Origin of the sequence: Bradyrhizobium sp. SZCCHNRI2009, from assembly GCF_032485115.1 — a bacterium.
In the GTDB taxonomy this organism is placed as follows: domain Bacteria; phylum Pseudomonadota; class Alphaproteobacteria; order Rhizobiales; family Xanthobacteraceae; genus Bradyrhizobium.
Genome location: NZ_JAUEUH010000011.1, coordinates 66827 through 81047 on the forward strand (window position 1 = coordinate 66827; position 14221 = coordinate 81047).

A 14221-nucleotide genomic window follows, 5' to 3' on the forward strand; every position below is an offset into this window, starting at 1 on the left:
AGATTGCCGAGCTTACAGGGCCGGACGGAGGCGCGCCAGGGCAGCCCGTGACGCGGACCATCATCAATCGGCCGTGATGGTGAACGGCGGCATGCGCGCAAAGAAATGACCGCCGCGGCTTTCGGGCCTCGGCGGTCCAGTCAGGGAGGATCCGGGAGAAGGAACGAGCGGTGCGGCCCGCGCAGGTCAGCGGGTCATGCGGCCGAGATCGGCGCGGCGCTCCATCGGCAGCACGATCACCTTGGCGCCGACGCTGACGCGGGCATAGAGGTCGATCACGTCCTGATTGGTCAGACGGATGCAGCCCGACGACACATGCGTGCCGATCGTCTCGGGCGCGTTGGTGCCGTGAATGCGGTAGACGGTGCCGCCGAGATACATCGCGCGGGCGCCGAGCGGATTGCCGGGACCGCCGGCCATGTGACGCGGCAGATAAGGCTGGCGCGCGATCATCTCCGGCGGCGGCGTCCAGTCCGGCCATTCCGCCTTCCTGGTCACCGACTGCACGCCGGACCAGGTAAAGCCGTCGCGGCCCACGCCGATGCCGTAGCGCATCGCCTGGCCGCTGCCGAGCACGTAGTACAAATACTTGTTTGGTGTGTCGATGATGATCGTGCCGGGTGCCTCGCGGGTGGCGTAGCTCACGACCTGGCGGCGCAGGCGCGCGGGCATCTCATAAGCGGTTGCCTCGTCCTCGCGCGGCGTGATCAGTTGCGGCGTCGTTGCCGGCGGCTCGTAGGTCGCCATCGGCGGCGGCAGCAGGAAAGGGAACGGGAGCGGGGCCGGAGGCGCGGCTTGCGTCGGCGTTGCCGCAGCGAACGTACCGACGATCAGCGCAGCGAACAGGATGCGGGATCGCGAACCGACTGTGCCTGACGTGAACATGGACGTCCCCTCGTTTGATCGCTTGGTGCGCGCCGTGCTTGTCTCGACCGGCGTCGTCAAAATCAGTTGCCTGTCATCATTCTCTGCGGCGCATTGACCCGCGCCCGATGCTGCAACTCATAGGGGAGAAAAGTTTCGTTGCGTTTGCGCGCTGCGCGCAAAAAGGTTTCGTCGGCTTAACCGTTTGTTTCATGACGGTTTCACGACAGCAGCCGCGCGGGACAGCCACAGATCGCAGGGAAAACAGCAGTTGGCGGGCAAAAAGACCCTTCGACAGTTCGATGACGTCACACGCCTGAAATAACAATGTCGGAATTTGCGGCTGTTCAGAATCGCTGCAACTTTCCGGATCGCCTTATGCGGATCTTAATCGCAACCGACGCCTGGCACCCGCAGGTCAACGGCGTGGTGCGCACGCTCACCTCGCTGGCTCGCGCGGCCGCCGGCCTCGGCGCCGACATCACCTTCCTCACGCCGGAAGGCTTTCCGTCGTTCGGCGTGCCGACCTATCCGGGCCTGCGGCTCGCCGTGACCAACGGCCGCGAGATCGCCCGGCGCATCGAGGCGGCGGCCCCGGATGCGATCCACATTGCCACCGAAGGCACGATCGGCTGGGCGGTGCGCCGCTACTGCCTGCGCCATGGCCTGCCGTTCACGACGTCCTACACGACGCGCTTTCCGGAGTACGTCGCTGTGCGCACCGGCATTCCCGATGCCGTCGGCTATTGGGTGATGCGCCGCTTCCACGACGCCGCCGCGATGACCATGGTCGCGACCAATTCGCTGAAGCAGGACCTCGCGTCGCGCGGCTTCAAGCGGCTCGGCTTCTGGACCCGGGGCGTCGATACGAAGCTGTTCAATCCGGACGCGCCGGTCGCGCTGGATCTGCCGCGTCCGGTGTTCATGACCGTCGGCCGCGTTGCGGTCGAGAAGAACCTGGAAGCCTTCCTGGCGCTCGACCTGCCGGGCTCGAAGGTGGTGATCGGTAACGGCCCGCAAAAGGTGGAGCTGGAGCGTCGCTTCCCGGCGGCGCATTTCCTCGGCGAGAAGACCGGCAACGATCTGACCGCGCACATGGCGGCCGCCGACGTCTTCGTGTTTCCGAGCCTGACCGATACGTTCGGCGTCGTGCAGCTGGAGTCGCTGGCCTGCGGCACGCCGGTCGCGGCCTTCCCCGTCACCGGTCCGCTCGACGTCATCGCCGATCATCCGATCGGGGCGATCGACTGGGACCTGCGCGCCGCCTGCCTGAAGGCGCTGACGATGTCGCGCGAGACCTGCCGGGCATTTGCGCTCGACCGCTCCTGGGAGAACAGCGCGCGCCAGTTCATCGGCAATCTCGCCGTGCTGCAGCCGTCCCGCGTCGTGCGTCCGACACCGGTGCTGGCCGGTCAGAGCGCCGTGCGCGGCTGACGGCGAACTTTGCGTCACTCCATCAATTCCAAACCCAAGTGAGATGTAACGATGGCAGAAACCATGAAGCTCGGCGGCGCGCGGGAGCTCGACTTCGATCGCGAGCAGGTCGAGCAGGCCTATGACCGCTGGGCACCGATCTACGACCTCGTGTTCGGCGGCGTGTTCGAGAAGGGCCGCAAGGCCGCGATATCAGCCACGAACAAGCTCGGCGGGCGCGTGCTCGAGGTCGGCGTCGGCACCGGCATCTCGCTGCCGCTCTATGCGCCGCATGTCCGCGTGTTCGGCACCGACATCTCCGAGGCGATGCTCGGCAAGGCGATGCGGCGCGTCGCCGACCAGCGGCTGAAGAACGTCGAGGGTCTCGCGGTGATGGACGCCGAGCAGCTCGACTTTCCCGACGATTCGTTCGACGTCGTGATGGCGCAATATGTCGTCACCGCGGTGCCGAACCCGGAGGTCGCGCTGGACGAGTTCGCGCGCGTGCTGCGCCCGGGCGGCGAACTGATCATCCTGACCCGCGTCAGCGCCGATGACGGCCTGCGCCGGGTGATCGAGCAGGCGCTGCAGCCGGTGGTGCGCCGGCTCGGTTTCCGTACCGCCGAGTTCGGCTGGTCGCGCTACCTGCGCTGGCTCGCCGGCGCCGAGCGCATGGAGCTGGTCGAGCGCCGCCTGATCCCGCCGCTCGGCCATTTCTCGCTGGTCCGCTTCCGCAAGCTGGAGCGTGCCGCCGCGGCCTGAAGCCGCGGCCGCCCTCTACCGCCTCCGCGACGTTCTACGTAGTCCGAAACGTTTCGCTGCGTCCGATCGCATGACATCTTGATGATGTCATGCGATCTACACCGAATCCCTGTACAAGACCTGCAACTCATTCTTCGGAGCAACCATGATCAAGCATTTCCTGGAGCAGCTGCGGATCCAGCGCTGGGACGACCATCGCTACTATCATCACAGCCGTATCAACCAGAGCCTCCACTTCGTCAGCGCGCTCAGCTTCATGATCGCCTATGTGATGATGGTGTTCGACCCGCTGGTCTCGGCGCTGATCGGCTGGCTGGTGTCGATGACCTCGCGCCAGGCGGGCCATTTCTTCTTCGAGCCGAAGGGCTACGACCACGTCAACCAGGCGACCCACGAGCACAAGGAAGAGATCAAGGTCGGCTACAATCTGCAGCGCAAGGTCGTGCTGATGTCGATCTGGGCCGCGGCCCCCGTGGTGCTCTATCTGCAGCCGACCCTGTTCGGCCTGCTGCCGCCCTGGACCTCGGCGATGGAATTCGTGCGCGAGACCGCCAAGCTGTGGCTCGTGATCGGTATCGGCGGCCTGCTGTTCCGCACCATTCATTTGTTCTTCATCCGTGACGTCGAGACCGGGCTGGTCTGGATGACCAAGATCATCACCGACCCGTTCAACGATTTCATGCAGTACCGCGCGGCTCCGCTGGCGCTGCTGCGTGGCGAGCTGATCGACCCCGGCCTGCACCTGATGAACGAAGGCCTCGAAGAGCAGCACGCCTGAGCCGGCTTGAAGCCCAGAGTAAAGCGATGCCCGGGCCGGTCCCGGGCATCGGTGTTTGTGGGGGGCTGTGAGGTGAAATCGAGCGAGCTTGCAGCCATGCGGCACGTGCCACCTTCCCCTGGAGGGGGAGGGGGAGGGGGAGGGTCGACGCGTGCGAAGCGCGCGTCGGGGTGGGGTGATCTCTCCACTTGCTCACCCGCACCTCATGTGCGGACAGGCCGTCACCCCACCCCGGCGCGCATTTCGCTTCGCTCATGCGAGCCGACCCTCCCCCTTCAGGGGAGGGTGGTTGTGCCGTCAGCGCCCGAATGCGGCGCCGAGCATCTCTTTCAGAATCTGGCGCTTGATCGCCTTGTTGGTGAGCGTGCCGTCGTTCCACCACCAGCCGTCCTGCTTCATCTTCTCGGCCGCCGAGACGAAGCGCTTCGTCACCTCGGCAAAATCGGCGTCGGTGTAGTTCAGGCTGAAGATCAAGCGGCCGGTGCCGACCCAGCTCAGCGCCAGGCCCTCGGCACGCAGGTAGTATTGCAGCATCCAATTGTAGCGCGACGGCACGGTGTATTCGACCAGCCAGATCGAATGCATATTGGAGACGCGCACCGGCAGGTCGTGCTCGGCCAGCGCGGCGTTGAGCTGCGCGGCGCGGCCATTCCAGGTTTCATCCAGGCCGTCGTAGATGGCGCGGAGGTTCGGGCTGTCGAGCCGGCTCAGGAACTCGTCCATCGCCGCCATCACATAAGGATGCGAGTTGAAGGTGCCGCGGGCGAAGCAGATGTCGGCCGGGCGGTCGTCGCGGAAGCGGCGCATCAGCTCGCGCTTGCCGCAGACGACGCCGATCGGCAGGCCGCCGCCGAGGCTCTTGCCGTAGGTCACCATGTCGGCCTTGACGCCGAAATACTCCTGGGCGCCGCCCGGCGCGAGCCGGAAGCCGAGGAACACCTCGTCGAACAGCAGCACGATGCCGCGTTCCGTGCAGACCTCGCGCAGCTGCTTCAGCCAGGCGGTGTAGGCTTCGCGGTCGTAGCGACCCTTGCGCGAGGAATCGACCAGCGCCGAGTCGCCGGGCGCATTGCCGTTTGGATGCAGCGCCTGCAGCGGATTGACCAGCACGCAGGCGATGTCGCGCCGCGTGCGCAGGACGTGCAGCGTGCGCTCGGACATCTCGGCCAAGGTGTAGGTCTCGTGCGGCGCGATCGGGTTGCCGACGCCGGGCTGTACGTCGCCCCACCAGCCGTGATAGGCGCCGGCGAAGCGGACCAGATGCGTGCGGCCGGTGTGGTAGCGGGCGAGCCGCACCGCCTGCATCACCGCCTCGGTGCCGGACATGTGGAACGAGACCTCGTCCATGCCGGACAGCTCGGTCAGGCGCTTCACGTTGTCAGCGACGACCGGGTGATAGAGCCCGAGCACCGGGCCGAGCGCGCTCGCGCGCCGCTCGGCAGCCGCGATGCACTCCTTGTAGAAGTCATAGCCGAAGATGTTGACGCCGTAGGAGCCGGTGAGATCGTAGAACCGGTTGCCGTCGAGATCGGTCAGGGTCACGCCGGAGGAAACCTGCATGAACGAGCCGGCGCCGAGCTGCTCCTTGACCAGACGGCTGTACTGGAACGGGACCCGGTAGCTCTGGGTGAACTGCAGGTCGGAGATGCGGCTTGCGGCTTCCGCCGTCAGCGCGCGGCTCTTGGCGAACTTCTCCTGGAACAGCGCGCCGAGCCGGAAGAAGCCGTCCTGCCGCTGGGTCGCGACATCCGGCGGTGCGCCGTCGGAGCGGAAGAAGTCGTCGATCTCGAACTCATAGCGCGGGATCAGCCTGGAGATCCGGCGCGACATCTTGGAATGGCCGGCCAGCGAGCGGTGCTTGGCGCGCGACAGTTCGATGCGGGCCTTGACCTTCGGGGCCATGGCGGCCGTCACGGCAGCGCCAACGGCGAGCGATACATAAGGAATCGAGTTTTCCATCATGTCCAAAAGCGCTAACCCCTCCTGCTGACAGATTCATGACAGTCAAAAGCCTGATCGCCTCCGTCACCCAACAGGAAGACCTCAACTTCCTGCTCACCAACCGCGTGCCGCGCGCCGCGCTGACCCGCTTCATGGGCTGGTTCTCCAAGATCGAGAACCCGCTCGTCCGGGACGCGTCGATCGCGCTGTGGAAGCTGTTCTCCGACCTCGATCTCTCCGAGGCCAAGGAGAGCCGCTTCAAGAGCCTGCACGCCTGCTTCACGCGCGAGCTGAAGCCCGGCCTGCGGCCGTTCGATCCCGATCCCGCCATCGTCACCAGCCCGTCCGACGGCATCATCGGCGCCCACGGCCTGATCCGCGACGGCGAGCTCTACCAGATCAAGGGCGCGCCCTATTCGCTGCGCGAGCTCGTCGCCGATCCGGCCGTGGTCGAGACCCATCGCAACGGCAGCTTCGTCACCTTGCGTCTGACCTCGAGCATGTATCACCGCTTCCACGCGCCGGCCGACATGACGATCGAGCATGTCAGCCTGATCCATGGCGATGTCTGGAACGTCAATCCGATCGCGCTGAAGCGGGTCGAGCGGCTGTTCTGCAAGAACGAGCGCGCGGTGATCCGCACGCATCTTGCCTCCGGCGAGCCGTTCACGATCGTGCCGGTGGCGGCGATCCTGGTGGCGAGTATCCGCCTGCATGCGCTCGACCGCGTATTGAACGCGCAGACCGAGCGGCCGCTCGCCTACGCCTGTAACAACAATGTGCGCAAGGGGGACGAGCTCGGCTGGTTCGAGCACGGCTCCACCATCATCCTGCTCGCGCCCGGCGACTTCACATTCTGCCGCGATGTGGCGGAAGGCGCCCGCATCCGGGCCGGACAGCCACTGTGGCGCAGGCGCGTCGCCGCCGGATGAATGTCAGGTCCACGCTTGCGGAATCTCGATTTCGGCGTTGCGCAGTCCTATATCGGAGCGTTCAACTGACGAATCAGACCGCGGGAGTTGCGGTCGTTGCGGCTCGGGAGAGGCGATGGCGAGAGCGCCGATCATGGCGGCAGGGGGCATCGTGCTGCGGCGGGAACAGCCGCCGCGCATCGCGGTCGTGCGCCTGCGCAAGCGCGACGAATGGGTGCTGCCGAAGGGCAAGCTCGACGACGGCGAGACGCCGCGCGACGCCGCCAGGCGCGAGGTGCTGGAGGAGACCGGCCACAAGGTCACCGTGCATGAATTCCTCGGCACCCTGGTTTACGATACCGGCACGCGTGCCAAGGTCGTGCACTACTGGCGCATGGAAGCGGCCGGCGAGCCGTCGCAGCCGCTCATGGACGATGTCCGCGCCGTCGACTGGCTGCCGCTCGATGCGGCGGTGGGGCGGCTGTCGCGCGATCATGAGAAGACGTTCCTGGAGACCGTCGGGCCGTACGCGCTCGCAGGCCTGATCCGCAAGACCAAGGCGAAGTCAGCGCCCGAGGTGGCGGCGAAGACCGCCGCTGACAAGAAGCCGGTCGAGAAGGTCGCAGCGGAGACGGCGGCGGTCGCGGCAAAGCCTGCAACCGCCAGGAAGCGCCGCAGCCGGGTCGTGGAGCAGCCCGCCCCAGCGCCGGCTCCGGAGATCGCCGACCTCGCGATCGCCGTGCCGGGCGAGCAGCCCGCCGAAGCCGTGCTCGCGGCTGCGGCGCCCGACCTCGGTCAATCCGAACCGACTGCTTCGGATCCGGCGGCAGTGCCGGTGGAGGCCCACCCGGTCCCGATGGCGGCCGAACCCGCTGCAAGCGAGCGTGAGCCGGCGGACCTCGAGCGTATCGAGGCCGTGGCCGCAGCGATCAAGTCGCTCGTGCCGAGCAAGGCCGCGCCGGATGCCGAAAGCAGCCCGAATAAGGACAGGCCGTCGGACGTGCCGAATGCCGGCGCAGAAGCCGCCGCGCCGCGCGAAGACGTGGCCGCCGCGGATGCGGAGGCGCTGGATGGTGCGCCACGCCGCAGCCTGGCCCAGAAGATGCGGGCGTGGCTCGGCCGCGCCGCCTGAGTCTGGTTGACGAAACGATCGATCGGCAAGCGGTTCTGCCGTGCACATTCTGCGCGTGCCGGCTGAGCAATTCCTGCTGTCCGCTGCTCGAAGATTGCCAAGAACCATTCGCGCCATCGCGGGTTGATGCGGGTCCGTCAACGGAGACCCCGCATGAGCCCACCGCCACCGCGCCAGAGCGCCGCGTCCACCGCAAAGCCTGCCCCTCTGTCCGTCACGCTTCAGATCAATGGCCAGTCGCACACGCTGTGGGTGGCACCCTGGACCACGCTGCTCGATCTCCTGCGCAATCATCTCGACCTCACCGGCACCAAGAAGGGCTGCGATCACGGCCAATGCGGCGCTTGCACCGTGCTGATCGACGGCCGCCGCGTGCTCTCCTGCCTGACGCTCGCGGTCATGAAAGACGGCGCCGAGATCACGACCATCGAGGGACTCGCCAAGGGTGATGAGCTGCACCCGCTGCAGCAGGCCTTCATCGATCACGATGCCTTCCAATGCGGCTATTGCACGCCGGGCCAGATCTGCTCGGCCGCCGGCCTGATCGCCGAGGGCAGGGCGAAGACGAAGGACGAGATCCGCGAGCTGATGAGCGGCAACATCTGTCGTTGCGGCGCCTATCCGAACATCGTCGGCGCCATCGAGCAGGCGATGGGAGGCAGCCGATGAACAATTTCGACTACGCGCGCGCCAGCGATGTCGCCGAGGCCGTCAGGCTGAAGGCGGCGACGCCGGAGGCCAAGTTCATCGCCGGCGGCACCAACGTGCTCGACCTGATGAAGTATCACGTCGAGCAGCCGCGTCAGCTGATCGACATCAGCCACCTGCCGCTGACGAATGTGGAGGAGACGAGCGCCGGCGGCGTCAGGATCGGCGCGCTGGTGCCAAACAGCACGCTCGCCTATCACCCCCTCATCGAGAGCCGCTATCCGCTGCTGGCGAGCGCGATCCTCGCCGGCGCCTCGGCGCAGCTGCGCAACATGGCCTCGACCGGCGGCAATCTGCTGCAGCGGACGCGCTGCGCCTACTTCTATGACGTCGCCACGCCCTGCAACAAGCGCACGCCCGGCGCCGGCTGCTCGGCGGTCGACGGTCTCAACCGCGGCCATGCCATCCTCGGCGCCAGCGCCGATTGCATCGCGACCCACCCCTCCGACATGTGCGTGGCGCTCGCCGCGCTCGACGCCAAGGTGCAGGTCGCGGGCTCCTCGGGCGAGCGGGTCATCGCCCTTGCGGACTTCCATCGGCTGCCCGGCGACCGGCCGGATCTCGACAACACGCTGCGCGTCGACGAGATCATCACCGCGATCGAGCTGCCCCCGCAGGGCTTCGCCGCGAATCACAGCTATCTGAAGATCCGCGATCGCCTGTCCTACGCATTCGCGCTGGTCTCGGTCGCCGCTGCGCTCGAGCTCGACGGCGGCCGCATCGGCGAGGCGCGCCTGGCGCTCGGCGGCGTCGCCCACAAGCCGTGGCGCAATGAGGCCGCCGAAGCCGCGCTGCGCGGGCAGGCGCCGGATCCCCAGGCGTTCGGCCGCGCTGCGAACATCCTGCTGAGCGATGCGAAAGCCGCCACGCACAACGCCTTCAAGATCCCGCTGGCGCGCCGCGCCATTGTGCGCACCCTGACCCAGGCCGCGAACGCAACGCCCCAGATCCAAGCCATCAAGACCATCCGGTGATGTCATGACAGCTCGCATCGGCACAGCCACCTCCCGCATCGACGGCCGCGCCAAGGTCACCGGTGTCGCCAAATATGCCGCTGAGTTCACCGCGCCCGATCTCGCCTTCGGCGTCGTGGTCAATTCCACCATTCCGAAGGGGCGGATCGTGCGCATCGATACCAGCCGCGCCCTGGCTGTCGACGGCGTCCTCGACGTGCTGACCCACGCCAACCGGGTCAGGATGGCGGACAAGGATGACGATTATCGCGACGAGGTCGCGCCGGAGGACGGCTCGCCCTATCGTCCGCTCTATGACGACCGGGTGCATTTCAACTATCAGCCGGTGGCGCTGGTCGTCGCCGAGGACGAGGGCACCGCGCGTTTCGCGGCGACGCTGGTCGCGGTAGAGTATCTGGCCGAGAGCTTCGCGACCGACCTGCATGCGCGGCGCGAGCAGGCTTTCAAGGTCGACAAGCCGCTCAAGCCGCGCGGCGACGCGACAAAGGCGCTTGCCGGCGCAGCCGTGCGTCACGATGCCGACTATGGCGTCCCGATCGAATATCACAACCCGATGGAGCTCTACGCGTCGACAGTGCTCTGGCGCGAGGGCGGCAAGCTCGTGGTCTACGACAAGACCCAGGGCGTGCAGAATGTGCAGCGCTACGTCTGCAGCGTGTTCCAGCTGAAGGAGGACGACGTCCAGGTGATGTCGCCGTTCGTCGGCGGCGCGTTCGGCTCCGGCCTGCGGCCGCAATACCAGGTGGTGCTCGCCGCCATGGCCGCGCTGAAGCTGAAGCGCGCGGTGCGCGTCGTGCTCAGCCGCGCCCAGATGTATGGCCTGTGCTATCGCCCTGCGACGATCGAGCGGCTGGCGGTCGGCGCCCGTGAGGACGGCACGCTGGCGGCGCTGACGCACGAGGCCGTTGCGATGACCTCGCAGCACGAGGCGTTCTCGCGCAACGACATCGGCTGGGGCGATGTGCTCTACACCTCCGCCACTTCGCGCGCGACGCACCGCCTCGCCAAGCTCGATGTGCCGACGCCCGGCGACATGCGCGCGCCCGGCGCCGCCAGTGGCGTCTACGGGCTGGAATGCGCGATGGACGAGCTCGCCGTCGCGCTGAAGATGGATCCTCTCGCATTGCGCCTGCGCTGCTATTCTGATCGGGATCAGGACAAGGATCTGCCGTTCTCCAGCAAGCGGCTGAAGGAGTGCTATCAGCAGGGCGCCGAGGCGTTCGGCTGGTCGAAGCGCAATCCCGAGCCGCGGTCGATGCGTGATGGCCGAGAACTCGTCGGCTGGGGCATGGCGAGCGGCGCCTGGGAGGCACTGCAGATGCCGTTCGCGACGCGGATCGTGATGACGGCGAATGGACATGTCGAGGTGGCGAGCGCGACCTCCGATATCGGCACCGGCACCTACACGATCATGGCGCAGGTCGCCGCCGACATGCTCGGCGTGCCGCTCGACAGCATCAATGTGAAGCTGGGCGACTCCACGCTGCCGAAGGCGCCGGTGGAGGGAGGTTCGTGGACCGCAGCCTCGATCTCGCATGCGATCGTCAACGCCGCCGATGATATCCGGGCGGAGCTGCTGAAGATCGCGCACACCATCCCGGGCTCGCCGTTGCAGGGGCTTGGGGCTGAGGAGGTGACGCTCGCGGACGGCGCGATCGTGGCCATCGCAGATCGCAGTCGTTCGGTGCCCATGGCCGACGTCATGCGCCATGGCGGCATGGACCGGATTGAGAAGGAACGCGGCTCGGAGTTCGAGGACGACGAGAAGCACGCGCATAACACGCATTCGGCCATCTTTGCGGAAGTGAAGGTCGACGAGGAGCTCGGCGTCGTCAGGGTGACGCGTATCGTCAATGCCGTCGCCGCCGGGCGCATCCTCAACACCAAGACGGCTTCGAGCCAGATCATGGGCGGGGTCGTCATGGGCATCGGCATGGCGTTGCACGAAGAAGCCCAGATCGACCAGCGGTTCGGGCGCATCATGAACGCCAACATCGCCGAATATCACATGCCGGTGAATGCCGACGTTCACGACATCAAGGTGATCTTCGTCGACGAGGAGGATCGCATCATCAACAAGATGGGCATCAAGGGCGTCGGCGAGATCGGCATCGTCGGCGTCGCCGCGGCGATCGCCAACGCGGTCTATCACGCCACCGGAAGGCGCATACGGGATTTGCCGATCACGCTGGACAAGCTGGTGGGGTGAACCGTCTTCTCTCGGCCATAATGGCGCCGGAGCGAGCCGCGCTCGCCACACCGTCTCCCTTGTTGGTGCCGTTTCGAAACATCTCTCCATTCTTCCGCCCCACGCCGTCCGAAATCTCGGAGAAGGATGCGCCGCCCGCGAGAGGGCGATCATCGTGGGCGTGAGGCGGGAGAAGCATGGTCGAGATCGACGTCGCGGCTTTCGTGAGATCCTGTACCCCCGCCACCATCCGCCTGATGATGCTGTGCGCGGCGCTCGGCCTGTCGGGCTGCGCCACGGCGCAGATGACGCAGAGCGGCGCGCTCGCATCCTATCAGTCGCTGGCGGAATCGAACGGCCTGCTCGCCAAGTCGCAGCTCAACGTCGACAAGGACAATGTGCTCGCGGCCCAGACCGTGCGTATCATGCCGACATCCTTCTCGGGCCAGGCCGGCGCGGTGCTGACGGACCAGCAGCGGCAGCTCGTCGCCAATGCCGTCGACCGCGCGCTGTGTCTCAACCTGAGCGAACGCTTCACGGTCGTGGCGCCCAATCAGAGGGCCGATCTGACGACGCGCACCTTCATCACCCAGGCGACGCCGACCGATCCGGTCGCCGCCGGTGCGTCGAAGGTCGTGTCGGCCGTGCCGGGCGCGCTCGGCGTTCCCGTTCCGGTGCCGCGGCTGCCGATCGGGCTCGGCAGTCTCACGATCGAGGCTGAGGCGCTCGACCGCAAGGGCCGGCAGCAGGCCGCAATGGTATGGGCGCGCGGCGCCAATTCGTTCACCAACTCGCCGGTGCTGTCGCAGGCCGGCGATGCCTATGATTTGGCAGGTTCGTTCAGCGCCGATTTCGGCCAGATGCTGGTGACCGGCGAGACGCCGTTCGGCAAGGTGCCGAAGCTGCCGTCGATCGAACGGATCGGCGCGGCGCTCGGCGGCAAGCCGAAGAACGCGGCGTGCGAGGCGTTCGGCAGGGATCCCGGGGTCATCGGCATGGTCGCCAACCGTCTGGGCGCACCGCCGGAATGGGTCGACAAGGGCGCTGTGCCAAGAGACGCACAGGCGAGCACGCAGATCGCGAAGCAGTAGCGGTCATCTGCATCCGCATGCCGCCATGGGAATGCGAGACGCGGCCGCGTCGGAAAGCATAAACGCGCTGCTGGTGCTGGCACACCTCGGAGCGGGGCGGCGGCCGGTGTGCGCTACTCCGCCGCCTCGCTCTTGCCCTCGATCAGCAGCACGTCGAGGCTCTCGATCTCCTGCATCGCGCGGCCGGCGATGCCCTGCAGGTCGCCATACAGGCCCGCCGTCGAATCCAGCACGCTGCGCAGTTGCTCCTCGCGCTTGGCCCACAGCCGCATCATGGTCTTGCGCTCGCGGTCGAGATCCGACTGCATCTCGGTGAAGCGCTCGACGATGGCGTCGATGCGGTGGCGGAAGCGGGGCCCCGTGAGATAGGCGTAGACCATCTCCATCTTGGTCTGCTGGCCCTCCTGCGCGAGCTTGCTGCAGGCGACGTCGATCAGCGACTGCCGCAGTGCCAGCGACAGTGGCAGCGCGAAGCGCGGCTCGGCGACCCAGACGCCGTCGATCAGGTCGAAGCCGTCGACCCCCTTGGGCAGCGCGCTCGAGACGATCAGCGCGATGTCGGCCTTGGCGGCGCGCAGGTCGTCGCGCAGCTTCACCAGCCAGCCATCGCTCCAGTTCTTGGTGCGCTTGGATTCCCACAGGATCGCGCCGCAGGCCTGGCCACCGGGGCCGACCACGCGATGGATCACGTCGCCGCCGAACTCGCCCTTCGGAACCGGCTCGACCAGGTCGCGGGGAAAGCGCGCGCGCAGTTGTGACTCCAGCTCGATCTCCAGTGCCTCGCCCTGCAGCTGCTGCGAGCCCTGCTCGGCCTTGCGGCGAAGCTCCTCGATCTGGCGCTGCATGCCTGCGATCTGGGTCTCCTTCTCGGCGACCTTGGCCTTCAGAGACTCCTCCGCCTCGAGCCGCGCCTTGTCGCGCACCGCGACGAGATTTTCCTGCACCTTGGTCTCGATGGTGAGATCGAGCTCGCGGCGGGCCTCGTCGAGCTCACGCTGCTTGCGCATCATCTCCGCCTGCGCCTTCTGCGCATCCGCCAGCTTGGCGTCCTTGCTGACGATGGCCTCGTGCAGCTCGGCGAGCTGGCGATCGCGGTTGCCCATCTCGTCGGCCACCGCCTGTCGTGCCTTCTCGGCCTCGGCCTGCGCGATCGCAGCGCGTTCGGCCTTCAGCTTGGTGGCGACCTGCTGGTCGATCGCAGCCTTGGCCTGCGCGATCTGCTCCTGCGCGGCCTTGAGCTGCGCCTCGCGGCGGCCGAAATCGGCTTCTTTCGCCTGGAGCTGCCTCTCGAACTGCCGGCGCGTCTCCGCGATCAGGGGCGCTGCGAGCTGCTCGGTCAGCTTGATCTCGGTGCGGCAGGAGGGGCAGACGATCTGAGGATCGGTCATGATTCGCTTCCTTCCATGAAAGCCGAATCTAACCGGCCGCCGCGTGGCGTTTAACCCACGCGAACGGCTTA

12 protein-coding genes are annotated in these 14221 nt (G+C 66.9%); 9 read left to right on the plus strand and 3 right to left on the minus strand.

The genetic code is table 11. The features are described from left to right. Window positions 1-186: 186 nt before the first annotated feature. Entirely contained in the window at window positions 187-885 is a 699-nt protein-coding gene (locus QX041_RS30245; RefSeq protein WP_315717809.1) for a L,D-transpeptidase, read from the minus strand. 357 nt (window positions 886-1242) lie between these two features. Here QX041_RS30245 and QX041_RS30250 point away from each other — a divergent pair, with 357 nt between their 5' ends. The 3 genes from QX041_RS30250 (at window position 1243) to QX041_RS30260 (ending at window position 3817) form a co-directional block, all read left to right on the plus strand. Further along, entirely contained in the window at window positions 1243-2298 is a 1056-nt protein-coding gene (locus QX041_RS30250) for a glycosyltransferase family 1 protein (RefSeq protein ID WP_316167591.1), read from the plus strand. A gap of 51 nt (window positions 2299-2349) precedes the next feature. Continuing rightward, window positions 2350-3039, plus strand: a complete 690-nt coding sequence (locus QX041_RS30255) for a class I SAM-dependent methyltransferase (RefSeq protein ID WP_315717807.1) — start codon at window positions 2350-2352, stop codon at window positions 3037-3039. A 145-nt stretch (window positions 3040-3184) separates the two neighbouring features. After that, complete coding sequence (locus QX041_RS30260) at window positions 3185-3817, plus strand: hypothetical protein (RefSeq protein WP_315717806.1); 633 nt, start codon at window positions 3185-3187, stop codon at window positions 3815-3817. Window positions 3818-4114: 297 nt separating this feature from the next. Here QX041_RS30260 and QX041_RS30265 read toward each other — a convergent pair whose 3' ends face one another. Continuing rightward, on the minus strand, window positions 4115-5779 hold the full coding sequence (locus tag QX041_RS30265; RefSeq protein WP_410051901.1) for an aminotransferase class III-fold pyridoxal phosphate-dependent enzyme: 1665 nt from the start codon (window positions 5777-5779) through the stop codon (window positions 4115-4117). Window positions 5780-5814: 35 nt separating this feature from the next. On the opposite strand from QX041_RS30265, the gene asd reads away from it, so the two are divergent. The 6 genes from asd to QX041_RS30295 all read left to right on the plus strand — a co-directional run bounded on the left by asd (window position 5815) and on the right by QX041_RS30295 (window position 12762). Further along, window positions 5815-6690 carry an archaetidylserine decarboxylase gene (gene asd / locus QX041_RS30270; protein WP_316167593.1) on the plus strand — a complete coding sequence of 292 codons (876 nt, stop codon included), beginning with the start codon at window positions 5815-5817 and terminating at the stop codon, window positions 6688-6690. A gap of 115 nt (window positions 6691-6805) precedes the next feature. Continuing rightward, window positions 6806-7801 carry an NUDIX domain-containing protein gene (locus QX041_RS30275; RefSeq protein ID WP_315827100.1) on the plus strand — a complete coding sequence of 332 codons (996 nt, stop codon included), beginning with the start codon at window positions 6806-6808 and terminating at the stop codon, window positions 7799-7801. Window positions 7802-7954: 153 nt separating this feature from the next. Continuing rightward, the gene (locus QX041_RS30280; protein ID WP_315827099.1) at window positions 7955-8470 is read left to right on the plus strand and encodes a (2Fe-2S)-binding protein; all 516 of its coding nucleotides are present in this window, start codon (window positions 7955-7957) and stop codon (window positions 8468-8470) included. Beyond that, on the plus strand, window positions 8467-9483 hold the full coding sequence (locus tag QX041_RS30285; protein WP_316167595.1) for a xanthine dehydrogenase family protein subunit M: 1017 nt from the start codon (window positions 8467-8469) through the stop codon (window positions 9481-9483). The genes QX041_RS30280 and QX041_RS30285 overlap by 4 nt, the downstream gene beginning before the upstream one ends. A 4-nt stretch (window positions 9484-9487) precedes the next feature. Then, window positions 9488-11692: a xanthine dehydrogenase family protein molybdopterin-binding subunit gene (locus tag QX041_RS30290; RefSeq protein ID WP_316167597.1), complete on the plus strand. Its 2205-nt coding sequence runs from the start codon at window positions 9488-9490 to the stop codon at window positions 11690-11692. Window positions 11693-11868: 176 nt separating this feature from the next. Next, window positions 11869-12762: a DUF3313 domain-containing protein gene (locus QX041_RS30295; protein WP_409977982.1), complete on the plus strand. Its 894-nt coding sequence runs from the start codon at window positions 11869-11871 to the stop codon at window positions 12760-12762. Window positions 12763-12875: 113 nt separating this feature from the next. Here the strand turns inward: QX041_RS30295 and QX041_RS30300 are convergent, their stop codons facing one another. Beyond that, window positions 12876-14150, minus strand: a complete 1275-nt coding sequence (locus tag QX041_RS30300; RefSeq protein ID WP_315717800.1) for a DUF2130 domain-containing protein — start codon at window positions 14148-14150, stop codon at window positions 12876-12878. Window positions 14151-14221 lie beyond the last annotated feature (71 nt).

What these genes read in the sequence shown, in the direction of transcription:
- QX041_RS30245 (WP_315717809.1), bottom strand. Translation starts at nt 885, where the DNA reads ATGTTCACGTCAGGCACAGTCGGTTCGCGATCCCGCATCCTGTTCGCT.
- QX041_RS30250 (WP_316167591.1), top strand. Translation starts at nt 1,243, where the DNA reads ATGCGGATCTTAATCGCAACCGACGCCTGGCACCCGCAGGTCAACGGC.
- QX041_RS30255 (WP_315717807.1), top strand. Translation starts at nt 2,350, where the DNA reads ATGGCAGAAACCATGAAGCTCGGCGGCGCGCGGGAGCTCGACTTCGAT.
- QX041_RS30260 (WP_315717806.1), top strand. Translation starts at nt 3,185, where the DNA reads ATGATCAAGCATTTCCTGGAGCAGCTGCGGATCCAGCGCTGGGACGAC.
- QX041_RS30265 (WP_410051901.1), bottom strand. Translation starts at nt 5,779, where the DNA reads ATGATGGAAAACTCGATTCCTTATGTATCGCTCGCCGTTGGCGCTGCC.
- asd (WP_316167593.1), top strand. Translation starts at nt 5,815, where the DNA reads ATGACAGTCAAAAGCCTGATCGCCTCCGTCACCCAACAGGAAGACCTC.
- QX041_RS30275 (WP_315827100.1), top strand. Translation starts at nt 6,806, where the DNA reads ATGGCGAGAGCGCCGATCATGGCGGCAGGGGGCATCGTGCTGCGGCGG.
- QX041_RS30280 (WP_315827099.1), top strand. Translation starts at nt 7,955, where the DNA reads ATGAGCCCACCGCCACCGCGCCAGAGCGCCGCGTCCACCGCAAAGCCT.
- QX041_RS30285 (WP_316167595.1), top strand. Translation starts at nt 8,467, where the DNA reads ATGAACAATTTCGACTACGCGCGCGCCAGCGATGTCGCCGAGGCCGTC.
- QX041_RS30290 (WP_316167597.1), top strand. Translation starts at nt 9,488, where the DNA reads ATGACAGCTCGCATCGGCACAGCCACCTCCCGCATCGACGGCCGCGCC.
- QX041_RS30295 (WP_409977982.1), top strand. Translation starts at nt 11,869, where the DNA reads ATGGTCGAGATCGACGTCGCGGCTTTCGTGAGATCCTGTACCCCCGCC.
- QX041_RS30300 (WP_315717800.1), bottom strand. Translation starts at nt 14,150, where the DNA reads ATGACCGATCCTCAGATCGTCTGCCCCTCCTGCCGCACCGAGATCAAG.